This window comes from Lunatibacter salilacus (assembly GCF_009797935.1).
Lineage (GTDB): Bacteria > Bacteroidota > Bacteroidia > Cytophagales > Cyclobacteriaceae > Lunatibacter > Lunatibacter salilacus.
Genome location: NZ_VOLC01000021.1, coordinates 48,624 through 74,941, shown reverse-complemented (window position 1 = coordinate 74,941; position 26,318 = coordinate 48,624). Strand labels below are relative to the sequence as shown.

General features: G+C 43.9%; 25 protein-coding genes. 11 read left to right on the top strand and 14 right to left on the bottom strand.

The window, feature by feature from the left end; genetic code table 11:
- Positions 1-8: 8 nt before the first annotated feature.
- The 12 genes from arsD to FQ608_RS22630 form a co-directional block, all read right to left on the bottom strand.
- On the bottom strand, positions 9-377 hold the full coding sequence (arsD, locus tag FQ608_RS22685; protein ID WP_158860788.1) for an arsenite efflux transporter metallochaperone ArsD: 369 nt from the start codon (positions 375-377) through the stop codon (positions 9-11).
- A gap of 325 nt (positions 378-702) precedes the next feature.
- Positions 703-1,107: a CBS domain-containing protein gene (locus FQ608_RS22680; protein WP_158860787.1), complete on the bottom strand. Its 405-nt coding sequence runs from the start codon at positions 1,105-1,107 to the stop codon at positions 703-705.
- Between the two features lie 19 nt (positions 1,108-1,126).
- Positions 1,127-1,474, bottom strand: coding sequence for a P-II family nitrogen regulator (locus FQ608_RS22675; protein WP_234364343.1), 348 nt, complete (start codon positions 1,472-1,474; stop codon positions 1,127-1,129).
- Entirely contained in the window at positions 1,464-2,252 is a 789-nt protein-coding gene (locus FQ608_RS22670) for a DUF1538 domain-containing protein (RefSeq protein WP_158860786.1), read from the bottom strand. The genes FQ608_RS22675 and FQ608_RS22670 overlap by 11 nt, the downstream gene beginning before the upstream one ends.
- Positions 2,253-2,262: 10 nt before the next feature.
- A complete protein-coding gene (locus FQ608_RS22665; RefSeq protein ID WP_158860785.1) occupies positions 2,263-2,952 on the bottom strand; it encodes a DUF1538 domain-containing protein in 690 nt (229 codons plus the stop codon).
- A 78-nt stretch (positions 2,953-3,030) separates the two neighbouring features.
- The gene (locus FQ608_RS22660; protein WP_158860784.1) at positions 3,031-3,882 is read right to left on the bottom strand and encodes a universal stress protein; all 852 of its coding nucleotides are present in this window, start codon (positions 3,880-3,882) and stop codon (positions 3,031-3,033) included.
- Between the two features lie 404 nt (positions 3,883-4,286).
- Entirely contained in the window at positions 4,287-5,219 is a 933-nt protein-coding gene (locus FQ608_RS22655; protein WP_158860783.1) for an alpha/beta hydrolase, read from the bottom strand.
- Between the two features lie 27 nt (positions 5,220-5,246).
- Entirely contained in the window at positions 5,247-6,587 is a 1,341-nt protein-coding gene (locus tag FQ608_RS22650) for an FGGY-family carbohydrate kinase (RefSeq protein ID WP_158860782.1), read from the bottom strand.
- Positions 6,588-6,650: 63 nt separating this feature from the next.
- Entirely contained in the window at positions 6,651-7,934 is a 1,284-nt protein-coding gene (locus tag FQ608_RS22645; RefSeq protein WP_158860781.1) for a TIM barrel protein, read from the bottom strand.
- Between the two features lie 9 nt (positions 7,935-7,943).
- A complete protein-coding gene (locus FQ608_RS22640) occupies positions 7,944-10,052 on the bottom strand; it encodes a bifunctional aldolase/short-chain dehydrogenase (protein ID WP_158860780.1) in 2,109 nt (702 codons plus the stop codon).
- A 203-nt stretch (positions 10,053-10,255) separates the two neighbouring features.
- Positions 10,256-11,035 carry an SDR family NAD(P)-dependent oxidoreductase gene (locus FQ608_RS22635; protein WP_158860779.1) on the bottom strand — a complete coding sequence of 260 codons (780 nt, stop codon included), beginning with the start codon at positions 11,033-11,035 and terminating at the stop codon, positions 10,256-10,258.
- Positions 11,036-11,126: 91 nt separating this feature from the next.
- Entirely contained in the window at positions 11,127-12,842 is a 1,716-nt protein-coding gene (locus FQ608_RS22630; RefSeq protein WP_158860778.1) for an IlvD/Edd family dehydratase, read from the bottom strand.
- Between the two features lie 257 nt (positions 12,843-13,099).
- Between FQ608_RS22630 and FQ608_RS22625 the strand changes: the two genes are divergently transcribed.
- Positions 13,100-14,842 carry a GMC family oxidoreductase gene (locus tag FQ608_RS22625; RefSeq protein WP_158860777.1) on the top strand — a complete coding sequence of 581 codons (1,743 nt, stop codon included), beginning with the start codon at positions 13,100-13,102 and terminating at the stop codon, positions 14,840-14,842.
- A 793-nt stretch (positions 14,843-15,635) separates the two neighbouring features.
- Here FQ608_RS22625 and FQ608_RS22620 read toward each other — a convergent pair.
- Positions 15,636-16,061, bottom strand: coding sequence for a hypothetical protein (locus FQ608_RS22620; RefSeq protein WP_158860776.1), 426 nt, complete (start codon positions 16,059-16,061; stop codon positions 15,636-15,638).
- A gap of 294 nt (positions 16,062-16,355) precedes the next feature.
- Between FQ608_RS22620 and FQ608_RS22615 the strand changes: the two genes are divergently transcribed.
- From FQ608_RS22615 to FQ608_RS22605, 3 genes are all read left to right on the top strand, one after another.
- Positions 16,356-16,865 (top strand): META domain-containing protein, encoded by a 510-nt coding sequence (locus tag FQ608_RS22615; protein WP_158860775.1) that lies wholly within the window; start codon positions 16,356-16,358, stop codon positions 16,863-16,865.
- Between the two features lie 219 nt (positions 16,866-17,084).
- A complete protein-coding gene (locus FQ608_RS22610) occupies positions 17,085-17,591 on the top strand; it encodes a hypothetical protein (protein WP_158860774.1) in 507 nt (168 codons plus the stop codon).
- A gap of 145 nt (positions 17,592-17,736) precedes the next feature.
- Positions 17,737-18,192 carry a hypothetical protein gene (locus tag FQ608_RS22605; protein WP_158860773.1) on the top strand — a complete coding sequence of 152 codons (456 nt, stop codon included), beginning with the start codon at positions 17,737-17,739 and terminating at the stop codon, positions 18,190-18,192.
- 257 nt (positions 18,193-18,449) lie between these two features.
- On the opposite strand, the gene FQ608_RS22600 is transcribed toward FQ608_RS22605, so the two are convergent.
- Positions 18,450-18,647, bottom strand: a complete 198-nt coding sequence (locus FQ608_RS22600; RefSeq protein WP_158860772.1) for a hypothetical protein — start codon at positions 18,645-18,647, stop codon at positions 18,450-18,452.
- A 149-nt stretch (positions 18,648-18,796) separates the two neighbouring features.
- Here FQ608_RS22600 and FQ608_RS22595 point away from each other — a divergent pair, with 149 nt between their 5' ends.
- The 7 genes from FQ608_RS22595 (at position 18,797) to FQ608_RS27320 (ending at position 26,284) form a co-directional block, all read left to right on the top strand.
- On the top strand, positions 18,797-19,525 hold the full coding sequence (locus FQ608_RS22595) for a (Fe-S)-binding protein (protein WP_158860771.1): 729 nt from the start codon (positions 18,797-18,799) through the stop codon (positions 19,523-19,525).
- A 29-nt stretch (positions 19,526-19,554) separates the two neighbouring features.
- Positions 19,555-20,928: a lactate utilization protein B gene (locus tag FQ608_RS22590; RefSeq protein WP_158860770.1), complete on the top strand. Its 1,374-nt coding sequence runs from the start codon at positions 19,555-19,557 to the stop codon at positions 20,926-20,928.
- Positions 20,928-21,515 (top strand): LutC/YkgG family protein, encoded by a 588-nt coding sequence (locus FQ608_RS22585; RefSeq protein ID WP_158860769.1) that lies wholly within the window; start codon positions 20,928-20,930, stop codon positions 21,513-21,515. The genes FQ608_RS22590 and FQ608_RS22585 overlap by 1 nt, the downstream gene beginning before the upstream one ends.
- A 133-nt stretch (positions 21,516-21,648) precedes the next feature.
- Entirely contained in the window at positions 21,649-23,553 is a 1,905-nt protein-coding gene (locus FQ608_RS22580; RefSeq protein ID WP_158860768.1) for a metallophosphoesterase, read from the top strand.
- A gap of 358 nt (positions 23,554-23,911) precedes the next feature.
- Positions 23,912-25,087 carry a CynX/NimT family MFS transporter gene (locus FQ608_RS22575; RefSeq protein ID WP_158860767.1) on the top strand — a complete coding sequence of 392 codons (1,176 nt, stop codon included), beginning with the start codon at positions 23,912-23,914 and terminating at the stop codon, positions 25,085-25,087.
- Between the two features lie 157 nt (positions 25,088-25,244).
- Entirely contained in the window at positions 25,245-26,069 is an 825-nt protein-coding gene (locus FQ608_RS22570; RefSeq protein ID WP_158860766.1) for a TonB-dependent receptor, read from the top strand.
- The gene (locus FQ608_RS27320) at positions 26,015-26,284 is read left to right on the top strand and encodes a DUF4249 family protein (RefSeq protein WP_234364346.1); all 270 of its coding nucleotides are present in this window, start codon (positions 26,015-26,017) and stop codon (positions 26,282-26,284) included. The genes FQ608_RS22570 and FQ608_RS27320 overlap by 55 nt, the downstream gene beginning before the upstream one ends.
- The last annotated feature ends 34 nt before the right edge of the window (positions 26,285-26,318 follow it).

The following is a 26,318-nucleotide window of genomic DNA, read 5'->3' as shown; positions in this document are numbered from 1 at the left end:
TTTTTAAATCAGCAGCATCCCGGGCCGGAGCAACAGTTTGCATCTTCTGTAGTTCCTACTATCTGGAGAGATTCTTTTTTACCACTTATCCATTTTTCCCATTGTGGCTTGGTGGGATAAACACCTGCCATGACTAGCCGGTCGTTAATAAGCACATAGGGCAGGGAATCAACTCCTTCCTGTTGCAATTTTGCAACCACTTGAGGATATTGTTTGAATGCCGCGGCATCATTTGAAATATTGTGTCTGCCTACTTCATGGCCGAGAGATTTGAGCCACTTAATATTGGCTGCTGTTGCTACCAATACATCGTCAACGTCTTCACCGCATAATCCAGTACTACAGCACATGGCGGGTTCTAATAGTGTTATTTTCATGATTCAATAATTTTGAGTACTTATTACATTGCAATATTACGATATATTAATATTGAACACAAATGAATCAAAATTTATTTTAATAAGGTTCTTGAATAATCAGCTCAATATCCTACATGATCCATTGAATGGATTGACAAAGCTAAACTTACCCACCGCACTTCCCTGATTTCCGATGAACAGCTTCTTACCTTGTGCATAGTGACGCTCAAGCTTTAGACTGTTCCTGCGTTACATCCAATTGAGTTCACCAGCCCATTCCTCGAAGAGGTTGGCTCTAAAAAGTACAATCAGTTTATTCCTCTTCTGTTTTAAATCAGCCTGATTAAAACAACCCATTGTCAAAAACCAAGGATCGAAGAGATATTATACCTATCAACGTACCATTTTCCTCCACCGGCACCTGCTTCAAACCCAGATTGAGCAATAGCCTTGCGACATATTTCACATCCATGGATGAAGGGACACTTACCAGTGGCTTTGTCATTATCTCATAGACACTTACATCATCGGCCGACCTGGAGGCCGCCAAGACTCCTCGGATCAAATCCTGGGCAACCACAATGCCATAGGCATCAAATTCATTCCTTTTGTTGACTATGAGCACATCTACTTGGTGCTCCTTCATCAGATCCACTGCTTCCCCGGTCGATGCTATACCGTTAATAAATATCAAATCCCGGCTCATGGCCTCCTTGGCAGTCAACCGGTTTTTTTGTTGATTTTCCATAAATTTAGTTGGGTATTGTTTAGAAATACGAATCTTTAGCCTGGTCTTTCAGTTTTTTGATTTGGGATTCCAACCCAATCACTTGGTCTACCGGAATTACAAAAGCGATACCATTGCCAGGGTCCTCAAAGGGAACGACTTTCTTTACCGTTTCCAAAAGACCACTCACCATATTTTCCTCTGCCAAAACAAGGATAATCTCACTTTGCCCTTCGATGTTTAGTCCCAAAAAGGTCTTGGCAATATGTAGTCCTGACCCTCTTGCGCGGATGATCGTATCACCTGTGGCACCTGCTTCACGCATAGCGAGGACAACTTCGTCGGTCTTTTCAGGCCTGACCAAAGCCATGATTAATTTAAATCGCATCTCTTTTCTGCTTTAAGGTAACAATCTTTTTTTTAATCACTGTTAGTTGGGCATAACCTAGTACGGTGATGATGGGGAATACACTGGCAAAGGCAATCAAACCAAAACCGTCCACCGCAGGATTTCTACCGGGAATAGTTGCCGAAAGACCCAATCCTAATGCGGCGACCAATGGAACGGTGACCGTAGATGTAGTAACCCCTCCAGAATCATAGGCCAGAGGAATCATGTGTTTTGGTGCAAACAGGGTTTGTACAATCACCACCAAGTATCCAGTCATAATGTAAAGGTATATCGGCGTTCCCGTAATAATCCGGTATGTGCCTACTGCCAATGCCAGCGAAACTCCACAGGCAACAGTAAGACGCAATCCCCATCGACTAATCGTTCCCGAGGAGACCTCATCTGCCTTGATGGCAACGGCGATTAACGATGGCTCCGCAATAGTCGTCGAAAATCCAATCATCGCCGCAAACAGATATATCCAGTAATAGTCTTTCCAATCAACTTCTTGTCCTTCGGGTATGCCCAAAAACTCCGGATTGGAAAGCTGCTCCGCCATCATATTTCCTATAGGAAAGAGCGCTTTTTCGAGCCCAAGAAGAAACATTGCCAAACCAAGAACCACATACACGCTACCTATCACCACTTTGCGGAGTTGTGGAATAGGTTTTTTTAATACAAATAATTGAAATCCAAGAATGAGGATCAGAATAGGTAACACATCCACTACGGTGGACATTAAAACAGCTATTATTTCATTAGAAAAATTATCCATCTAAGTACCCCTAAAACCAGAAAAAACCGTAGATCATAACAAAAATAATCGGAGCCATGGAGGCTAAGGCAATCATCCCAAATCCATCCAACAAAGGGTTTCTGCCCTTGATTGCCTGTGCCAGCCCAACCCCTAATGCCGTGACCAAGGGGACGGTAATGGTAGAGGTAGTTACTCCACCCGTATCATACGCCAATCCTACAATCTCATCAGGAGAAATTAATGTCATCCCAATAACCAACACATATCCCCCTATCACGATGTAATGTAACGGCCAACCTTTCAATATACGTACAACCCCCAGCACAATAGCCAATCCCACGGAAAAAGCAACGGTCAACCGTAATCCCAACGCATAATTTCTCAAAACCTCAGGCTCATTAGGTAGCAGGTCATCTTCTGCCGAAATTCTTCCCGCTTCATTGGTAATCGCAATCAATGCGGGCTCGGCAATCGTTGTAGAAAATCCAAGTAAAAAGGCAAAGGTAAATAGCCAAAACAAACTTCCTTTTTGTGCCAGAGCATTGGCCATGGCTTCCCCTATTGGAAACAAACTCATTTCCAGTCCCTCTATAAACAACAATAAACCGGCTGCAACTAGTAACCCTCCAAATACAACACTCCCCACATCGGGAAGCGGTTGCCTAATTACGGCTAGTTGAAAAAAAGCTACCACTATAACAATCGGCAGCAAATCCATAAAGACAGATTTAAGCTTATGGAGTATATGTTTTAAAATAGCATGCAAAAAGGCAGTTGGTTAAGTGAAAGAAAGGGGCTAAGGTTGGGGTATTAACAATATTGGTTTTTCGTAATTATCCGCCAAATACTCACTAAACGACCCTTTAACAAGCGATTCAAACAATCCCTTTTTCCCTGGAAAGGCCACTACGATGTCCGTAGGAAGTTCATCGACATACGGAGTAGTCGGTATATCTTCCTTATCGCCCACCAGAGTGATGCTTTGTATTTTTTCACTCATTGCTTTGGGTAGGATTTCTTTTAGTTTTGCGTCCACCTCTTTTTCCGAAAGCCCGTCTTTTCCCTGACTGTAAACCACTCCCAGTGTTACGCCATAATTGGCTATTAATTTTTCCAAAAAAGAAAACCCTATTTCCGCCATTTTTTCCCGAAGATTTACAGCAAGGATCAGGTGCTTCAATTCAAACCGGTCTAACTGTGGAGGGACTAGCAGCAGGGGCACGGTAAAATGGCCGTTTCGCAGCAGTCGTTTAATATTGCTGCCTATAAATATCTTTTCCAGGGTAGTACGGTGTTTTTTCCCCAAAACCAAAAGGCTTGCCGGCATTTCGGTTAGAAACCGTTCTATTCCTGTATCAAAGACCGGATCAGCAATAATCCGGATGTTTAATGCCAAATTGGAGTATATTTCCGTAAGCTCGTCCGCCACCTGCTGAAGTTTTTCTCCTTTTATCTCAAGCTCTTCCTCCATAAGCTGATTTCTTAGGGAGGCATCTGCCAGGGAGGGAATTGCGGTAGATTCTGAAATATGCAAAAGCGTCATTGGACGCTTCATTATCAAAGCCAACTCTGCAGCACGCTTTGCGGCATTATTTGACGTCTCCGAAAAATCCGTCAATGATACTATTCGATCGGGCAGTCCTGTCATATCGGTAACCATTTAGTTAGAATCCATAAATTAATAAAAAGAGGTGAATTAAACTAGATAGTCGAGGTTGAAAAATTGATATTGGTAGATACTGGATATTCATTGATATTGATAGTTGAAATATAATAGAAATATAGTGGAGATATGGCCTATCGGCCGAAATATTGGATGTAATTGATGGATACTAGATACTATTTGATATTTGACTATCGGTAGGTTGGATTTAAATGGAAATATGGTGGAAATCCGAGCGAAGCGTAGATCCTGAGGAGCGTAGCGGTTCAGGGTATGGCCTTTCGTCCGAAATATGGGATAGACCTGATATTGATAGATATTAGACTATCGGCAGGTAGGGGATTTTTAGAATCGTGTTTTAACAAGAATTCTATAAACTTTTAGGCAAGCTATTTTTTGTTTAGCTCCCCAAGCCACCTAATACAACTATCCGCCCAGCCTTTTTGAGTTCCTTCCTTGTTAATAGACAAAGAAAAGCCGTGACCTCCGGTGGGGTAGACATGCAATTCTGCCGGGACTTTATGGGCTGTCAACGCCTGAAAGAAGTCCAAACTATGCCGTACCGGAACAGCTTCATCGTCCTGGGCATGAAATAGAAAGGTAGGAGGGGTTTCTTCCGTTACCTGTTTCTCATTTGAAAAATACTCCACCCATTTCGGGTCTGGGTTTTGCCCAATTAAATTGTTGCGGGAGCCGCTATGGGTAAATGACATGTCGAAAGAAACCACCGGATAGGCTAAAATGGCAAAGTCTGGTCTGGAAGATAGTTTCTCAATTGAATCCGTACTCTGATCATTTCCTGTATCAAAATGTGTAGCCAAGGTGGAGGCTAGATGCCCTCCGGCCGAAAATCCCATAATGCCGATCTTGTCGGGGGATATATTCCATTCCTCCGCATGCGACCGGGCAAGTCTAAGAGCCCGTTTTGCATCGGTCAAAGGTACCATATGGGGTTCTGTCTGTGATTCCGCAGATGGAAGGCGATATTTCAGCACTATTCCAGCAATACCATGACTATTTAACCACTTGGCCATATCCAATCCTTCCCAATCATAAGCCAGCACACCGTATCCTCCGCCGGGACAGATAACTACGGCCTGCCCAGTCGCGTTTGCCTTTGAAGGCAAAAACACCTGAATGAGAGGTTCCTGCACTTTACTGACTACAACTATATGGGTACTTTGAATTTGCTCCGTCTCCGATGATGCCTTGGCATAGGGAATAGTTCCTTCTCCATAGAGCGGAAGGGTAATGGGTTCTAATTGGGCGAATGCCGCAGACGTGCTCCAAACAAAGGCCATTAGTGCGAGGGTAATTTTCATGTCAGTAATTGTATTGGGTTTATTAAATTATACTTCTTTCTGAGCGGCTTTGAGCATCAGGGCAGCCCCATAGGCGGAACCCAAGGGGAAATCGGAAAACTGAAGGTCAAATCCTGGGAGCAGTTTCCTAAGCATCCGGATAAATACCTGGTTGTGGACAAACCCGCCGTCAATATATACCTTTTTTATTTCGGACTGACCTAAAGCGAGTCTTAGCGAGGCCACCTGCATTTTGGCCAAACCCCACATTAATTGGTGGTAAGCCGAATCAAAATCCGGATAGGTGTCGGGTTTCCAGTTATTTTCGGGGAAAATTTTGCTAACTAATGGAGTACGCTGTATGGTCTCCGGATAAAAGTCAGCCTGTTTGGTCCCTGTGAACAAGCTTTCCAAGTAAGCCTCGTCCGCTTCAATTTCTTTGTAATACTTAGCCTGTTTATCAAAAATCCGGTTCAATTTCTCCAACTGATGGTCGAGTTCATAGCCCAGAAAAAACCGACTAGCCTTTACTGTCTCTCCCTGAATGGAAAGAAAGTTCAAACAGTCATTTTGAAGTTCCTCAAAAGTCAGCTCACCAACTGGAAAAGGATTCAATGTAATGCTCCAAGTCCCCGTGGATATTAATACAAAGGGTTCTTTTATTTTCAGTAAATAGGAAGCCAAAGCCGAGGAGCTGTCGTGTATGCCTACGCCAACTTGGACCTGCTGACCACAAATTTCCTTGATGAAAAATTGAGTAGTGGGAACAGTAGCCGGCAACTTTTCCGCAATCTTCTCTTCATACACCCAGTCATGGTAATCTTTCTTTGGAAAGTCCCAGAGTTTTGTATGACACCCGATGGAAGTAGGTTCGGCAACAGCTTCACCCGTAAATAAGTAAGATATATACTGGGGAAGGTGAAGGGAGTAGCGAATCTTTTTAAAAGTCTCGGGGCGCATACGTTTGATCCAAAGCAACTGAAGCCCGGAATTCAACATTCCCAAGGTTGGGGAAGCTGTGATTCGGTTAATTTCTTCCTCGGGATATTTACCATAAAACTCATCATGCAAATTTTTGGGAAATTCCTTCAGGTAATTGTAAATCGGGGTGACGGGTTTACCTGATGCATCAATAGAAACGAAAGAAGCACCATAGGTCGAGAAGTTAAGGGCTTTTACCTCAAAGGCTGGATTTTGGCAGAGTTCTTCCACCTTCTCTTTGGCCCAGGCGGTAATTTTTTCTAAGTCATCGCATTCTTCCCCATCTTCATCTACGATGGTGGGGAATTTGACATACTCTTCACTTATTTCATTTAAATCCTCATCAAAAAGGAAAAATTTCTTATTGGTCTTTCCAATATCAAAGATAGCGATTACGGGTTGGGCCATTTGGTATAGGTAGTATGGGTAAATAAAAGCCCCGCAAAGCCATGGCACTGCGGGGCTTTTACATTATAATCCTGTAGAGAGGGCTTTTGCCCCTCTTTCTTTAATGAGTTCTTTTCTTACTTGTTTGTCTCGGAATACCCCGATCGGATTGATCGCTCCTCCGGCCTGAAGACGGGCTTCGGCAACTAACGGACGCACATCCGTGCGGAAAGCCTCTTGAAGGATTTCCTGAGCCAACGTGGGATCATTAGCCTCCCTGGCTTCTTCCAACGCCTCTCTGTCTATTAGCAGTGCCTGTGCGTAAGCGAGCTGAATAGCTTCAACCGATTGCAGCAAGTCCTCCAGTGGATCCTTCAAATTATGGCTGGCATCAATCATCCAAGCAGGAGCCGGATTTTTGCTTCCGGAATCCTCCATGCCTTCTACCAACTCGTTGAAGATCAAAAACAGTTGGTAAGGTTTCATTGCACCGACCGTGAGATCGTCATCACCGAACTTCGAGTCGTTGAAGTGGAATCCTCCCAACTTACCCTGCATCATTAGGGTAGCGACGATCTGCTCAATGTTGGTATTGGGCAGGTGATGACCAAGATCGACCAAGGTAAACGCCCTATCACCCAATTGGCTGGCCAGTAGGTGTGAGGTACCCCAGTCTTGAATGACGGTGGAATAGAAATACGGTTCATAGGGCTTGTATTCCACAAAGAGTTTCCAGTCTTCCGGCATGCCGGCATAGATTTCTTTCAGGGAATCCAGGGTCCTTTGCAAGGCTTTTCTAAAATTCATCTGACCGGGGAAAGATGACCCATCAGCCAACCAGACCGTCAGTGACTTTGAGCCCAATGCCTCCCCATAACGGATTACCTCCAAATTATGGTCGATGGCCTGCTTCCGCACATCCGCAGAGGAATGGCAAAGCGAGCCAAATTTGTAGGAATGCTTTTGGTCTGGCTGGTCTTGGAAGGTATTGGAATTGACAGCATCAAACAAAAGGCCATGCGAAGCTGCATGGGCTTGAATGGCCGACACATCGGACGGGATATCCCATGGAATATGGAGGGAAATCGCCCCAGAAGCCCGGTTCAAGGCATGTAAGAGCCCGACATCATCCATTTTCTCTTCCAGTGAACGGGGTTCTCCCCCTCCTGGGAATCGCCCAAAGCGTGTCCCGCCAGTGCCTAGTGCCCAGCTTGGAATGGCAATCTGAAAGTCTTGGATTTTACGGATTATTGAACCGCTGTCTAAAGTTTTCCTTTCCAATGAACGGCTTAAATGACCAAAACTCTCCCGGTGATCCGGAAGAGTTTTGTCATTATGCGATTGGATTAAATTGGAATCAATTCGCATAGTTCTGATTTATCTGACAAAAGCAGCAGCTACACCACCGTCAACGTTCAAAATATTACCCGTACTCTTGCTCAAGTCTCCACCCACGAAGGCAAAAACTCCAGCAGCGATATCAGCAGTACCTATGATTTCATTCATGATGGTACGTTTGGCGTAAAAGGCAGGAAGCTCTTCGATAGAAATTCCATAAGCTTTTGCCCTTCCGGCCGCCCAGGAGCCTTCCCAGATTTTACTTCCTTCGATTACGGCATCCGGATTCACTACGTTTACACGGATTTTATCAGGTCCCAACTCAGCAGCCAATAATCGGCTCATATGAACTTGGGCGGCTTTCGCCGTACCATAACCCACATTGTTTGGCCCGGATACCAAGGCATTTTTACTCGCAATATTGATAATATCTCCGCCTTTGTTTTGGGCTCTTAAGATAGCCACTGCCGCTTTTGAAACAGCAAACTGACCTTTTACCAACACATCCTGCAAGATATCCCAGTCTTTTTCAGAAGTCTGCTCAATCGGCTTGGAGATGGCTAAGCCAGCGCAGTTGACAATGATATCAACTCCGCCAAATTTCAAGGTAGCTTCTTTAAGTGCCCGCTCAATATCTCCCATGTTGGTCACATCCATAAGGGTGCCTGATCCGGTGTCTTTATTGTAGGTGGCTAAGGCGGCATCTAAATTATCATTGTTGATATCTGTGATAAATACACAGGCACCTTCCGCGGCCAGTCTGTCGGCAATTGCTTTGCCAATTCCTCCGGCACCACCGGTGACAAAAGCAATTTTACGGGAAAGCGGTTGCTCTTTCGGCATACGCTGAAGTTTTGCTTCCTCAAGCAACCAATATTCAATGTCAAAAGCTTCTTGTAGAGGTAGTGAAACATATTCCGAAATAGCTTCAGCACCTTTCATCACGTTGATGGCATTGATGTAGAATTCGCTCGCTACCCGGGAGGTTTGCTTGTTTTTGGCATAAGAGAACATTCCCACACCAGGCCACAAGATGACAACTGGATTGGAATCCCGCATGCCGGGGCTGTTGGAACGCTTGTGGTTGTCATAGTATTCAGCGTAATAATCTCTATATTTCGAAAAAGCTTCTTCCAAATGAGTTTTAAGTGTGCTGATGTCACTCAAGTCTTGGTCTGCAGGAATATCCAAAACCAAAGGCCGAATTTTTGTTCGCAAAAAGTGATCCGGGCAGCTAGTACCCAATGGAGCTAACTTGTCAATATCATTACTGTTGATAAATTCCAGCACTCTTTCATCATCTGTAAAGGTACCCACCATGCGGTCATAGCTGGATGCCAAGCCCCTTAACAAAGGAGCGATTTTAGCAGCCTGGTCTTTCCGTAGATCACTTGCCAGAGACTGAATGCGCTGACCACCAAAAACAGGACGGTCTTTTCCGTAATTGTCTTCTAAATATTGCGAAGCTTTTTCGATTACTTCCAAGCTGTTCACATAACATTCATGGGCTGTTTCTCCCCAAGTAAACAATCCGTGACCACCGAGCATGATACCACGTATACCGGGATTGTCATTTACAGCCTTTTCCAATTTCAAGGCAATGTCAAAGCCGGGCCTCTGCCACGGAACCCAAGCGATTTGTCCGTCGAAAAGATCGTGGGTGATTTTTTCCCCGTCCTTAGCCGCCGCAATGGCGATAGCCGCATCTGGATGCAAGTGATCAATGTGCTTGTAGGGCAAAAAAGCATGCAAAGGAGTATCGATAGAAGGTGCCTTGGAATCCAAATCATAGATACAGTGGTTGAATAGACCCACCATTTCATCTTCAAATTCCAATCCCCTGTAGACATTTTTCAAAGCATGAAGTTTCTCTTGGTATAATCCGGCTAATCCACTTCGCTTAAGGGTTCCGATATCTCCACCGGATCCCTTAATCCACATGATCTCCGTTTCCTTTTTTGTCAGGGGATCAATTTCCATTGTCTTGCAACTGGTATTGCCTCCACCGTAATTGGTGATTCTCAAATCTGAGCCCAAAATATTGGAACGATACAGCAACAATGCTACTTGATCGTCTCCCAGCTCTTTTTCCTTTTCCTTATCCCAAAGGTAATTTACGTACTTAAAGTTTCTATCTAAAACTGACATATATGAATTTAATTGTTTAAAATTTAGGTTTGAAATCAGGCGAATATAACCGATAAAACGTTTTTAACTGTCCTGTTCTGTGCTGTTATTATGCATATTTAACAAAGACTTTCACTTTTTTTGTTCAGGAACTACTAATTCAACCAAAAAAGCAGGAGTTTTTCTGTTCGAATTACACGTCACGATAAGAGAATTTTAGGATTTTAATTCGCCTCTTTTTTGTAGGGAGAAGGACTTGTCGACGTCCAGCCCCCATCAATCACTAGGCTCTGTCCTGTAATATGTCGGGCTTTTCCAGAAACCAGAAATGCCACTGCTTGGGCAATATCCTCTGGATAGGCAGGTTTGCCCAGAGGCGTGATATCGGACCATATTCCAACAAAATCCTCTTGCGTGGAAGTCCTTTCTGTCACTGTGGCCCCTGGAGCCACGGCATTTACAGTAATTCCGTACTGGGAAAGTTCTACTACGAGCGTTTTGGCCAGCAATTCCAAACCAGCCTTGGTCATGCCATAGGCGGCTAGGTTTTTATGGGCCTGATGTCCGGTAACGGAGGACATGAAAAGAATTGATCCTCCTTTTCCTTGTTTGATCATTTGCTTGGAAGCAGCTTGGGCCAGAAAAAAACTGCCTCCCAAATTTAACTGGGTGACCCGTCTGAAATCCTCCGGGGTAAAGGAAAGAAATTCTCCATAGATGGTGATCCCTGCATTTGGAATCGCGATGGTAAGTCCACCAAAATGATTCACAGCCGCATCAACCATTTCTTGTATAAAGGCAGGATCAGAGGCATCTCCAGGCAATCCTACGCAAGATCCGGGAAATTCAGCGTTGATTTCTGAAACAGCGTCCGCAATTAAAGAAAGTTCCACGTCGTTCAGGATGACTTTTGCTCCGGATTTTGCCAATTCTCGGACGATGGCCAGACCAATTCCTACTCCGGCTCCGGTGACTATAGCCACGTCCTGCTTGTTATTATTCATGTAATAGGTTAATTTGATGGTTAGGAAAAATAAAAACCCCCGGGAATATCCAAAACCGGATTACGGAGGCTTTTAAGTCTTACTCGTAAATTTAATGGGAATCTTTGGAGACCTCACTTCCGGAGCTACCTTTAAGGAAATCCAAATCAGCTCCCAAATTAGCCTGTTCAACGTGCTTTATATACAGACCTACGTATCCTCTTTCGACTAGAGGCGCTGGTCGCTTCCATGCTGCCTTGCGCCTATCCAGTTCTTCATCCGATACCAAAACATTAAGTTTTCGCGCCTGAACATCCAATTCAATCATGTCTCCAGTCTGAACTACGGCAAAATTACCCCCTTCAGCGGATTCGGGGGTTGCGTGAAGGACCACCGTGCCAAAGCCTGTTCCACTCATACGCCCATCTGAAATTCGGACCATATCGGTTATTCCTTTTGCCAATACCTTAGGAGGCAAGCCCATGTTACCTACTTCAGGCATACCGGGATATCCCTTTGGACCAACATTTTTAAGGATCATTACTGAAGTCTCATCAATGTCCAAGTCAGGATCGTCTATCTTATTTTTATAATCGTCAATATCTTCAAAAACTATTGCTTTTCCCGTATGCTTCATCAGTTCCGGACTTGCTGCAGATGGCTTAATGATGGCACCTGTCTCACAAAGGTTTCCCTTCAGGACAACGATGCCAGAGGTAGGATTAAACGGCTTATCAATTCCCGCTATTACTTCCTCGTTGTAGTCAAAGAAAATGGAGTTGACATCCCCAATTCCTCTTCCGGTAACTGTTATGGACTCGTTGTTCAGGTGGTCTTTTAATTGCCGAATAATTGGTGGCAGACCACCTGCGTAGTAAAAATCCTCCATAAAATACATGCCGGATGGCTGTAGATTAGCCATTAGCGGGATATTTTGTGAGAATTTGTCAAAATCATCCAATGTCAAGTCAACTCCTATTCTTCCTGCTATTGCCAGAAGGTGAATTACAAAATTGGTGGATCCGCCGATTGCGGCATTTACCATAATGGAATTTTCAAACGCCTCCCGGGTGAGGATATCACTGGGCTTAATGTCATTCTCCACCATCTTTACTATCTCCATTCCGGAGAGGTGTGCTAGGATTTTCCTTCCGGTATCGGGTGCGGGTATAGCGGCATTTCCTGGAAGTGTTAGTCCGAGAGATTCCACCATACAGGCCATCGTAGAGGCAGTTCCCATCACCCCACAGTGGCCGTCACTGCGGCACAGGCCCCTTTCGGCTTCAAACAATTCCTCCTGATTAATTTTTCCGGCTCTAGAATCCTCGCTGAACCTCCAAATATCACTGGTACTGATTTGACGCCCTCGATATCTTCCAGTCAGCATCGGTCCGCCAGAAACGACTATGGTAGGAATATCCACGCTACAGGCCCCCATCACCAAGGAAGGTGTTGTCTTGTCACAGCCACAAAGTAACACTACTCCATCAAGTGGATTAGCACGGATGGATTCTTCCGTATCCATGCTGGCCAAATTCCGGAACAGCATGGCGGTGGGTTTCATTACGGTTTCGCCAAGGGACATTACAGGAAATTCCACAGGATAGCCCCCAGCTTCCAAAACTCCTTTTTTTACAAATTCCGCCAACTCACGGAAGTGAGAATTACAAGGTGTCAGTTCAGACCAGGTGTTGCAAATTCCAATGATGGGCTTTCCGGCCATTTCATGGGTTGGAATTCCCTGCTTCTGAAACCAAGACCTGTATATCAGCCCGTCTTTTCCTGTCTTGCCAAACCAGCCTTGGCTTCTCCTTGTAGATTCTTTCATAGTAATAAGGTTATTTTTTTGATTAATGGTCAAAATACAGGTTTGATCGATTCGTTACCAAGACCTGTGGTAAAGGAAGGGAATCCCCCTAAATTGACATGTAGTACTATTCCGGTTTTTTGCCGTATAAGGTTAGTGGTTGATATCCCGAAATTAAAATTTTATTTGATAAAATCCTCGCAAATCAATTTTCAATAAAAAGTTGTTACCTATATTAGGCCACGAAAAATAATAATAGACCAAATAAGTAATCCACAATGAGTTTTGAAATCAAATCATCGACAGAAGTATATGACGCCATTATCGTGGGCTCCGGTGCGGGAGGGGGAATGGCCAGCAAAATCCTTTCGGAGGCTGGGCTGAGTGTTGCCGTAGTAGAAGCGGGTAGCGACTTCGACCCGGCACTAGAAGAATACCGAACCCAGATGCGATACCCTTGGGAATCTCCTCGACGAGGGGCGAGTACCGTTCGGGATTTCGGGGATTTTGATGCGGCTTATGGAGGTTGGGAAATTGAAGGTGAACCCTATACCAGAAAGGACGGCACTCAGTTCGATTGGTTTCGGGCACGTATGTTGGGCGGCCGTACAAACCACTGGGGTAGAATATCGCTGCGCTTTGGTCCGGATGATTTCAAACGAAAAAGCATTGACGGCTTAGGAGATAACTGGCCTATCAGCTATGATGATGTAAAACCCTACTATGACAGGGTGGATAAAATTGTGGGTGTTTTTGGTACCAAAGAGGGAATACGGAACGAGCCGGACGGATTTTTCCTTCCTCCTCCCAAGCCAAGACTACACGAACTTGCATTTATGAGGGGTGGCAAAAAAGCCAATATCCCGGTTATTCCCTCCCGGATTTCCATCTTGACCCGTCCCGTCAACAATGAGCGGGGTGTTTGTTTCTTCTGCGCCCAGTGTAACAGGGCCTGTCAGGTGTATGCGGATTTCTCAGCCGGTACAGTATTGGTTAAGCCTGCCATCAAAAAAGGCCATGTAGACCTGTACACTTATGCGATGGTCCGAAAAGTTACCACAAATGAAAACGGAGAGGCCACGGGAATTTCCTTTGTGAGTAAAGTGGACATGCAGGAATATAAGCTCAAGTCAAGAGTAGTAGTTCTTGGTGCATCAGCCTGTGAGACAGCCAGAATCATGATGAATTCCAGCTCCCCAAAGCATCCCAATGGGCTGTCCAATAGTAGTGGAACGCTTGGAAGATATCTACATGATTCCACAGGTGCCAGCCGATCAGCGTTGGTGCCGGAATTTCTGGGAAGAGACAAATATAATGAGGATGGGACTGGCTCCATGCACGTGTATACGCCTTGGTGGCTGGATAACAAAAAATTAGATTTCCCCCGAGGTTACCACTTAGAATTTGGAGGGGGAATGCGTATGCCAAATTATGGCTTCGGCTTTGGTATGGATAGTATGCGGCAGAACATAAAAGATGAATTTGGAAATCCAGGTACCAACGGAGGATATGGTGCAGGTCTGAAAAAAGATATCCGCAGCGTGTACGGTGCCACCATCGGCATTGCGGGCCGGGGAGAAAGCGTGCCCCAATATGACAACTATTGCGAAATTGACCCCAATGTGGTGGATAAGTTTGGTATTCCCGTGCTGCGCTTCCACTATAAGTGGACAGAGCATGAAGTGAAGCAGGCCAAGCATATGCAGGATACCTTTGAGGAGATATTCACGGCGATGGGGGCAAAAATTCTGGGCAACAAGCCCGGAACCGAAACCCAGTACGGATTGGCTGCACCCGGCAGGATCATTCACGAGGTGGGTACTTCCAGAATGGGAGACGACCCGAAAACCTCCGTGCTCAACAAATATGCCCAGGCCCATGAGTGTAAAAACCTGTTTGTCGTGGATGCCGGATCCTTCGTTTCCCAGGCCGACAAGAACCCGACTTGGACCATTATGGCATTGTCTATCCGAACTTCAGAGTATATTATTGATCAGTTGAGTAAAAAGAATATTGGGTGATGAATTGAAATATGGCCTATCGGCCGAAATATTGGTGAATTGATATTAGTGGATATTAGATATTAATTGATATTGGAAGTAAATTGAAATATCGGGGAGATTTTGTAGAAACGAGCCTGCCGGCAGGTATGGCCTACGGCCGAAATTATATTGAAATAGGGTCTATGGACAAAGTCGAAAATAAGCGGAAATCCCGACTAAAGCGGTTGCTCGAAAAGGGGGTAATATAAAGTACTCCGACTATTTATTGCGTACAAAATTGCTGCTTCTATGACGAAAACCAGCACCGCCACGTAAAAAACTGGCGGTGCTTTTTATTCTCTATCAATTTTAAAACTAACAAAATTTAGTTTATCCTCATTTTCAAAATCAACAAACGCCATATTCAAACCTTTTTCGTTCACAAAGCTCATTCGGGTTATAAATTGCCCATTGGAAGGTTGGTATACAAACCGCTTTTTTCTCATCTAATTAATCGAAATTGATTTGATTATTCCTAACAATATAGTTTGAATTTACAAAGGCCTTTGATTTTTATTATATATAAGAAGAAAATATCTTCGTGAATTTGCTGGAAACCTGCCGTCAGGCAAGTTAGGCCTATGGGCCGAAATAAGGTTGAGATATGGCCTACGGCCAAAACATTGTAGAAATACAATAGAAATCGGACCTTAGCGGATCAAATTATGGCCTAAAGCTATGCGAAACAGACAATATAACAAGAGGTACCTTTTCTCTTTACTGTCACCTTAATCGACAAATTCTGTTTGGATGTCGGAGAAACTAAATAGATTCAAAAACTTATTCCATTTCCGGATTCCCCCAGCTTGTTTCCTGACCAGATTCCGGATAATCCCGACTGATTGTTTTCCCAAGTTCCCTGCCCGTTCGTAGCAGTAAGCACTCCGGTAAAGGTCGTTCCGGTGGTGGCGGATCCAGAGGTTGCAAGAAAGTCTCCGTCGGAATTTACGGTTCCCGTAAGCCCGTAATTCATGGACATCACAGTGGAGGTGGCAGTACCTGAAATACCGCCCATTTCATTGATTTGTACCGACCAAGTGCCGTTGTCAACATCGCCTGAATAAGTTCCACTCCAAGTGCCTTGGTAGAGTTCCACTCCCCCTGGCTCGTCGTCGTTGTTACAAGAAAATATCAGGAAGGACATCATCAATAAAATCACAATAAAAGGGTTTCTGGAAGTAGGCATGTGCTTTTTCATTTTTTTAGATTTTTGGCTTGTATTTGACATCGCATTTAGCTGAATTTGTCATCAATATTTTTTTAATCTTCTTTCCGAATTTATTGTAGATTCCTTCAACTGATTGTCTTTGATCAGTTTCTTTATTTACCTTGTAGCAGTATCGGATAATATTTCGTCAGGAATATATACCATTACTATACTTGAGGTTGAGAGTGTATCGTTTCCTGCCTTGCTGATTGGATCGTATGGTTTATGCACTTGGCCAACCCAACAATGCCAAAATGCTAACATGTCAAATAAACCCGCTTTAATATGAATCCACTTTCCAGATATATTCTCCAAAGGCATTATTTGGTAGTAATGTTACTGCTATTGATAGTTGGATGTCAGGAAAGTGCACTTCCGGACGGAGAGGGTGCGGACGTAAAGCGGTTGACCCAAATTCCGGATAATACGGACTACGTCTCTCTTGATTTGATAGAGACCGAATGGCAACTTATCGGGTTTGTAAATGGGAGCCGCATAAGATTACCCCAAGCACCCGGCGGGTATACGCTTACTTTTCATGTGGGTGGTGTGGTCTCGGGTCGCACGGCGGCCAATCTGACACACGGAAGCTATACGTTAACAAATAAACAACTGCTCGTTTCCGATTTCAGGGATATCACAGAAGCGGCCAGATTTCCAGATGATGATCCTTTTATAGCTTCCATGAACAGTGTATATACGTATCAAATCTCGACAAAAGGACTCGCTCTACATTATGATACGCAAAAGTACCTGTTATTCAAACCGGGGGAAACAAATAATTCTCCCCATTAATTTAAGAGGGTCATGTAAAGAAATCATCCCTTTCCACACATAATATGAAAATAAGAAAGCGAATTTTGGGATGAAAATCCCGAAAACGAATCAGTTCCTCGCGGAACATACTGCTCTTTTGTAAAAGATGCGGGAATAATTAATCGGGTTCCGGTAACGGTGGATATGGAGGTTTCCATTGAAGTGAGGTAAAATGGATTTTAATTAAATAAATAAAAAATGAAGCTAATAGTTTTCGGTCTAAATTGGGTCTTTATTTTGGGAGTATTTTTTATTCTACTTCTACTACAAGGATGTCAGGGCGAAGAATTACCGGAGGGAGAGGTTTTTTTAAGCCAAATTTCCAACAACCAGGACTATTCCTCTCTTCCCTTGATTAGCACAAAATGGAAGCTGATAGGTTTTGTGGATGCGACTCGGAATACAATAAAGTTGGCGGAAGATAGCCAGGAGAGGAGCTTTACGTTGACTTTTAAGGAAGATGGCGTTTTGGAGGGGTTTACTTCATCTAATATTGTTTGGAGGGAATACGTTCTTCTGCCGCCGCTGGAAGCAAACAAGATTGACCTCTCTCTATTTGCGCCTAGCACCTATGCAGGTGAAACCCCTGATGGATATTTATATATTGAGTTAATGAAAAAAGTGTATTTGTATCAAATCTCAACTAAAGGACTTGCTTTGTTTCATGATCCAAGGAAATACCTATTATTCAAGCCTGTTGATTGAAGTTCCGTTCCGCACGTTTACTCTTTTAAATTGAAGATTGCGGTCGCAGAAAGATTAAATCGAAAGCTCTAAATGAGAAAATTTGAATTTTAAAACATCTAAAATTTTTTCGTATCATTAGTTTAGGACCTGAAAAACCAATAAATTGAAAAAACCTAAGTCAAAAGTAAGTTATTTGATTTTCTTAACGCTTTTGATTTCATGCGTTGAAAGTCAAGAAGAGCCCACAGTAACTGAAATACCGGTAGACAGCTATTGGATGTATTCGTTTACCTGCTTGGATGAAAACGTTGAGGATAGTTTTTCACAACAAAACAGCATGAGGATCACTAACCCAGAAGATTTTGAAGTACTCGCTTCCTGCAACGTCGAGCTTCCGGAAGTTGATTTCAGTAACTTTTTTCTGTTAGCCACTCGATTTGAATCTATGGGGTTTCCCATTTTTAGGGATCAGGGGTTTTATAGAATAGGCGATACCGACCTGGAGTATAAAATAAAAATTGATATTTCTGATTTTACAGGAAGAGGGGTTATCTACTGCTTTGGCATTATTCCAAACGAATTTGCCCAACAGGAAATTTCAGTAGAAATTCAAAATTGAAGCAACGTTCGTTTATCTAGAGCTCCGTAAATCAACGTTCTGTGTGTTGCTAACACTAATAGACTCGGGTTTTGGCGGAGAGGTAATGCTATTTCAACCTTCTTGGGCGCCAAAACTGGGAAGAAAAATCGATCCATTCTACCCACATCTGACCCCTAACGGGGCCGATAACAAAATTATATTTTTCGACATCGAATATTACCGCTCTATTTAGGTCTTGGGCCATTTTTCAACCATATTTCAATCCAGTCCCAATATCAATATACATTTTCTGCAAGTATCAATTCCCCAATATTTCGGCCGACAGGCCATGTTTCTACCGTATATCTACCATATTTCAATTTCTTTCTTCGATAACGTCCTATTTCCACCCTATTTCGGCCGTAGGCCATGTTTCTACCGTATATCCACCATATTTCATTTACCTCATAATATCCATCAATATCCAATATCAACGAATATCAAATTTTTCAACAGCATAGTACAGGACAGTATTTCTAAATAACACGATATCTTTGAACCTGACTATTTTGATAAGTATCTTTATGAACCAAAGGTAAACTTTACCTCCTTGTCTTGGTTTAAAACCTGTAATATAACCCTAATGAACGTAGGACTATTTATCCCCTGCTATGTAGACCAGTTTTACCCTTCTGCGGCCATCGCTTCGTTGGAGTTGTTGGAGAAATTTGGAGTAGATGTAACATACCCCATGGATCAGACCTGCTGTGGTCAGCCAATGGCCAATTCGGGATATGAACAATATGGAAAGGATGCCGGGGAACTCTTTATGAAAAACTTTGGAGATTTCGAATACATAGTCGCTCCTTCCGGCAGCTGTACTTTGCACGTCAAAGAGCACCTTCTTTCCCATGACGGGACAGGGCCGAAAATATATGAACTTTGCGAGTTTCTTACTGATGTGCTGAAAGTAGAGGAATTGCACGTCAGCTTCCCCCACCGAGTGGGATTTCACTCTAGTTGCCACGGTCTGCGCGGACTGCATCTGGCCAAGCCTTCGGAGATTGTGGGTGTGGATTTTAACAAACCCGTCAGCCTGTTGGAAAAGGTCTCTGGTCTGGAACTGGTAACCTTGGACCGAAAGGATGAATGTTGCGGCTTTGGAGGAACCTTTGCAGTTTTTGAAGAAGGCATCTCTGTACAGATGGGAAAGGACAGGCTCGCTGACCACCTGAGTAAGGGGGTGGAGGTGATTACGGCGGCTGACATGTCCTGCCTTATGCATATGGAGGGACTCCTAAAAAGAGAAAAAAGCCCCGTAAAGATCATGCATATTGCGGAGATTCTCAACGGAAATTCAATTCATTCCTAATCGTACAACCCAAAAAAAATCAATGAATTATGGCGGTATACAAAACCCACGCAGCGGCGGCAGACGAGTTTTTGAAGGACGAGGAAAGGACCCATTGGCACGACGATACCTTATGGCATGTCCGTACCAAAAGGGATACTGCTGCTCAAAAACTTCCGGAATGGGAAGTATTGCGTGAAAATGCCTCACAGATCAAAGAATATGTACTGTCCCACTTGGATGAATTGCTGGTTCAGTTTGAAAAAAATGCCACAGCTAACGGAATAGAGGTTCTTTGGGCAAAAAATGCGCAGGAACACAACGAACACGTGTACCGTATTTTTCAGGAAAACAAGGTGAAAAACCTGGTTAAAAGTAAATCCATCCTTACCGAAGAGTGTGGGCTTAACCACTTTCTGGAAGAGAAGGGATACGACGTAGTGGACACCGACTTGGGAGAAAGGATCATTCAGTTTAACGACCAAGTGCCCAGTCATATCGTGATGCCAGCCATCCACCTGAAGAAAAAGGAAATTGGGGATATCTTTCATAAGCACCTGGGCACTGACGCTGGAGCGGATGATCCCCAGTACTTGACCGAGGCAGCCCGTATTCACCTACGGGAAAAATTTATCCAAGCCAATGCCGCCATAACAGGGGTGAATTTCGGTATTGCGGAAACTGGCGGATTTGTGGTTTGTACGAATGAGGGAAATGCCGATATGGGCACCCATTTGGCGGATGTTCACATTGCCTGTATGGGTATTGAGAAACTTATCCCTCGGGCTGCCGACCTAGGCGTGTATTTAAGGCTTTTGGCTAGAAGCGCCACAGGGCAAAGCATCACTAACTATACCTCGCATTTTCACAGGCCATCCGCAGGAAAAAAGATGTACCTAATCCTTGTAGATAATGGCAGAACGGAGCAGCTTGGCCGGGAAGATTTCCGCAACTCCCTGAAGTGCATTCGCTGTGGGGCCTGTATGAATACCTGTCCAATCTATCGAAGAAGCAGCGGATTTAGCTATGGATCTACTGTACCCGGACCGATCGGATCGATTTTATCACCTGGGATAGACTTGAAAAAACATAGCACCCTCCCTTTTGCCTCCACGCTTTGCGGTTCTTGTTCGGATGTATGTCCTGTAAAGATCAATATCCACGAGCAGCTCTACAAATGGAGACAGGTTATCACGAAAGAGGGGGATGCACAACCCGCCAAAAAGTGGTCGATGAAGTTGGCCGGGAAAGTGTTGGGCAGCCCGGCATGGTATAATTTTATGGGAAAATCGGCTCGAACCGCACTGAAAATTACACCGGCCAGCCTTATATACACCAAGCTCAACGCATGGGGAAAAAAGCGGGACCTGCCGGAGGTTCCCAAGGAAAGTTTCAAGGAATGGTACAAGAAAAACAGAAAGTAATGAGTAGTAAGGAACAAATACTGGCAGCTGTCAAAAAAAACAAGCCCGATGCAACAGGGTTACCGGAGCACCTCTCATACCCTAAGGAGGAAATAAATCAGTTGATCGAACATTTTCAGCAGGCCAGCTTGTTAAACGGTGGGAAGACAATTGTTATCAAACGTTTAGAAGAAATCTCTTCCTACCTACAGGTTCATTTTGACAAAAAACTACAGATAGTATCCCTGATACCTGAGCTAAAGGGTAGCCTGGATATTACCACCATACTGGATCCCCATGATTTGGAAGCAGTGGAATTAGCGGTTTTGAAGGGCACATGGGCGGTGGCGGAAAACGCTGCTATCTGGATGCCTGAGGAGAATTTGGCTCACCGGGCATTGCCCTTTATTGCGCAGCACCTAGCCGTGGTCATTGAGAGCCGCCACCTGGTGCGTGATATGCATGCGGTCTATGAAAAAATCAAAGTAGATGATCCAGGGTATGGAGTCTTTATCGCAGGACCATCAAAAACAGCCGATATCGAGCAGTCCCTGGTTATCGGTGCCCACGGTCCGAGAAGTATGACGGTGTTTTTGTTGTCAGAGTAGGTTCTTCGTTTCAAATAACTAAAAACCCTAAGCAGAAAATGAACTCCATATAAGATTTAATCTATTCTTAATAGAGTGAACAGCCCATTTGAAGGATTTAGGTGTATATTCAATACATCTAAAACAGCATCAAATGAAACTAACATTATTTATTTTCCTAGGTTTGTTTACCGGATTCTATTCCGCCGTATCCCAACAGATAAGGGACAACCGGCCCGGCTTCCTAATCAAACCCTACCTTCAGCTTAGCACCCAAACAGAAATGAGCCTCCTATGGGAAACAACCCATCCCACTACTGCGCTCATCGAATTCGGAAAGGCAAGGTTTGACTCGGGGGAAGCAATTTTAGACCAACAGGTTTCCGACGGAGTATTAAAGCACATGCATGAGCTGACCATGCAATCCCTTGAGCCGGAAACGCATTATTTTTACCGTGTATCTTCTGTCACGGAGGCAGGAGATACCCTTCGGACAGAAATTCTTCCATTCAAGACAGCAGTTTTTGAAGAAACACCCTTCGCCTTTACCATTTTCAGCGATTCGCAAAACAACCCGGAGATTTGGGGAAAAATCACTGCTCTGGCGCGGGACGAGAGGCCAAACTTTGCAATACACGGTGGTGATTTGGTGGGATTAGGGTATAGAAAATCGGAATGGGTGGAAGAGTTTTTTGCTCCTTCCTATCAGTTTATGAAGCAAATTCCGATTTTCTCCACCCTTGGAAATCACGAGCATGATGCCGCTTTTTACTACCAATACATGAAAAATCCGGACCCGGAACATTACTATAGTTTTAAGTATGGAAATGCCGAATTTTTCATGATAGATACAGATCAGTTCCAAGAACCGGGCACTCCCCTATACAGGTGGCTCGAAAAAGCACTGGCAACCTCACAGGCCACATGGAAATTTGTTGTCCAACATCACCCACCTTTTTCCTCCGAAGAAAATGACTACGGGGACACCAATTTCGAGCTTTCCACTTACGGGGATGGGGAAGCCAAGTTGCTCGTTCCTTTATTTGAAAAATTTGGCGTGGATATTGTTTTTTCCGGCCACTTGCACATGTACGAACGCACTTGGCCCATTTTGGACGAAAAGGTGGTGGAAAAAAATGGGGTAAGATATCTGATTTTGGGCGGGTCAGGTGGAGGTCTAGAGAAGGCCGCACCAAACCGGACATGGTTCACCAATAAAGTGAGGACCTTGCATCACTACGGCTATATTGCTATCAATGGCAATCAATTGCAATTTCAGGCCATTGATCAGGACGGTAACTTATTCGATCAATTTACGCTGGATGGCAGTCGGCCAAAACTGCCTACTGCCTCACTTCCCCCAACAACCCCGCAGCCGACATCAGAACGGAGAATCTTTACCAATCAATTTTTGCTGGAACTTCAGACGGCTGAAGCTTCGGATGACATTTATTTTACCCTTGATGGGAGCAGTCCATCCAGAAAATCTCCCCGATATGGGGGGCCTATCGAACTCACTGAATCCAGTACGGTAAAAGCCATTGCATCTAATAAGCAGGGAGATAGTCCCATGGCGGAATATACCTTTGAAAAAACCGATCTGCTGCCTGCTGTTCCAAAAGACGAAACATTTCAGTCAGGCTTAAAATACAGGTACTTTATAGGTAAACTTACTGATCCAAAAGGTAACCTATCCGATCAACTGACCCTGAAATCAACGGGAACAATAGCATCATTAGATCCAAACCTGATTCCTGCGCAAGCCCTGAATTGGGGTGCAGAGCTAAGCGGTTATTTGGAGATTCCGGAAAGTGGATATTATACCTTCTCAGGACATGCCTATCAGCTGTTTCGTTTTTATCTTCATGGAGAACTGAAAATTGAGGAATATAATCGTGAGGTGGATTATACCTGCGAAGTATTTCTTGAAAAAGGCCTACATCCCGTTAGATTAGAGTACTATCTCCCTGACAGAAACGCGCTTTACTGGCAATTTTTCTTCACAAATCCAGACGAAAAAAAGGGGTTGGTATCGGACTTGAATTTCTATTTTAAATAGGTAATCAAAGTTGCTAAATTCTGATTTTACCGGTGAAAATACTTCCTTCAAGAAGGAAATATTTTAAATATAAAAAAATGTATTTTGTTGGTTTATAAACGCCTATGGTAGTATTAACCGTAGTAATTCGTAAATATGGTGAGTAATCCATACTAAAAATACCCCGATCGGGGTATTTTTTAACCCATGGGATTGCCATACCTTTACATCGGGTGATTAAGCAACTTTTCAAACTTAGTGTTTTTACCAAAATGGGGACAATTGTTTCGAAATTTTTTTGTCCCCATATTTTTTAATTTAATTTTTTCTCGGACCTAAATGGTCACATCCCTGCATAAATTCCACTAATTTTACGTACATGTATAAATTGCCATCATCCGACAAACCCGGATTTTTACTTTTGGGAATTCTCTTGGTCTCTTTTACCCTGCGACCCTCTATCACGGCCGTTGGACCTTTGATTCCTTTTATCCGGGAAGACTTGGCATTATCAAATGCCTGGGCAGGTTTTTTGACGACGCTACCGCTTATCAGTTTTGCTACATTTTCTTTATTCTCGGCCGCAATCGGTAAAAGGCTGGGCCATGCCCGAGCGATCCTCCTCGGTATGGTTGTGATCACGGTGGGTTCTGTGTTTCGGGTTTTGGGTGGTCCTTGGATACTATTTATTGGAACTGGCCTGACAGGAATCGGCATTGTGATCTGTAACGTCTTGTTAATTCCATTAGTAAAGGTAAGGATGCCTGGCAAAGTGGGAAAAGTCACCGGCATTTATGCCACGGCAATGTCACTAATGGCCGCCATAGCTTCCGCCATCAGTGTTCCCTTGGCAATGGACTTAGGCTGGGGCTGGAGGGGATCACTGCTCTTTTGGGTGCTATTTTTGGGTATCGCTATATTCTTTTGGATACCACAGATAAAACCCAAAAAAACTGTTTCAAATAATCACGACGAGCATAAAAAGGCCAATGTGTGGCGTTCCAAACTGGCTTGGCAGGTGAGTCTGTTTATGGGGGTTCAGTCCTTTCTGTTTTTCACGCTGATTACCTGGCTGCCGGATTTTTTTATATTCCGGGGGGTGACCCCAACTAATGCTGGGTTGATCATTGCGCTGATGCAAGTCGTGGGACTTATCGGAACTTTTGTATCCCCTATTATTGCCCTGAAGTTCCGTGAACAATCTCTTATGATTTTAATTCTGGGATCCTGTTACCTAGTAGGTTTCGGCCTTTTGTTATCTCCGCATCTGCTACTCAATGTCATTGGAATTTCCATTGCGGGATTATGTATGGGGGCAAGCCTTAGCATGGCCTATATGCTGATCACCGTTCGGTCTGGGAATGACCAAACCACTGCGGCACTTTCCGGCATGGCACAATCCACCGGATACTATTTGGCAGCCTGCGGTCCTTTGTTGTTTGGAGTTGCAATAGACATCTGGCCAAATTGGAACAATTTGGTATATCTGATGTTGGCATGCTCGGTTTGTTTTGCCGGATTTGGCTATTTTGCGGGTAAAAACCGAACCATCTGAAGCCTAATTTTAATATTCCATTGCTTTTTAAAAAGGCTGATTACCTTTCAAAAAATTCTTGCATATTTGCGGGAAATTTCCAGAAAGCCTAGCCAAGGGAAGTTTTTATTGAAAGGATGTTTTTTTACTTTTTTAAGTAGTCCAATAAATAATTGAGATGAGAATATTTCTATGCTGTTTGGCCATCGTTTGCTTTATGCAAAAGAGTTTTGGGCAACGGGTTACCATTAGTGGTACGGTAAAAGAGTCAGCGTCAGGGGAAACCTTAATCGGTGCAAATATATATGACCGGATATCCCAAAAGGGCGCCGTCACGAATACCTATGGCTTCTACAGCTATACCACACAAACAGATAGCGTAGATCTTTATGTGAGTTTTGTAGGATTTCAGCCCGCTAGGGTACGGCTTATACTTTCCCAAGACACGACATTAAACATCCAGCTGAGTTTGGACACCATGTTAGAAGAGGTGGTGGTATCTGCGGAGAGCATGGATCAAATTCAGGAAGTAACCCGAATGAGTACCATTAATATTCCTATCAAGCAGATTAAGGAATTGCCAGCGCTTATGGGAGAGGTGGATGTTTTTAAAATTCTTCAGCTATTACCTGGCGTACAATCCGGTACCGGAGGCGCCAGTGGATTGTATGTACGGGGGGGAGGACCGGACCAAAATCTAATCTTACTGGATGGAGTCCCTGTTTACAACGCATCCCATCTATTCGGATTTTTCAGTGTTTTCAATGCAGACGCTATCAACAACGTAGAATTGATCAAGGGTGGTTTTCCTTTACGCTATGGTGGTCGGCTTTCTTCCGTCATCGATCAGATTCATATGGAAATCCCATTCAGTATCAGGTTTCCTGCAACGCTTATTTTGTTCCAAAAAATCCCGTCTATGAGACCGATTACTATTCGGAACAGACTCTGCTTTTTGATGATAGACTCTTTGACGGAGAGGAAGCAATCATGGATTTGCTAATCCAAGGCACTATGATGGAGGAAACCTATGAGGGAGAGATTTATTTTAATCTAAAATCAGTAACAGAAAGTTACTATCAGTATCATACCACTTCAGACTTGCAGGATTGGAATGAAGGAGATCCCTTTGCCCAGCCCGTACAGGTTTTTTCAAATATTCCCAATGGGTTGGGAATACTGATGGGTTCTACCTTGGATATATTTCAATATAAGTAGGACAATTGACGAAAACTAGAATTACCTGTTTTTT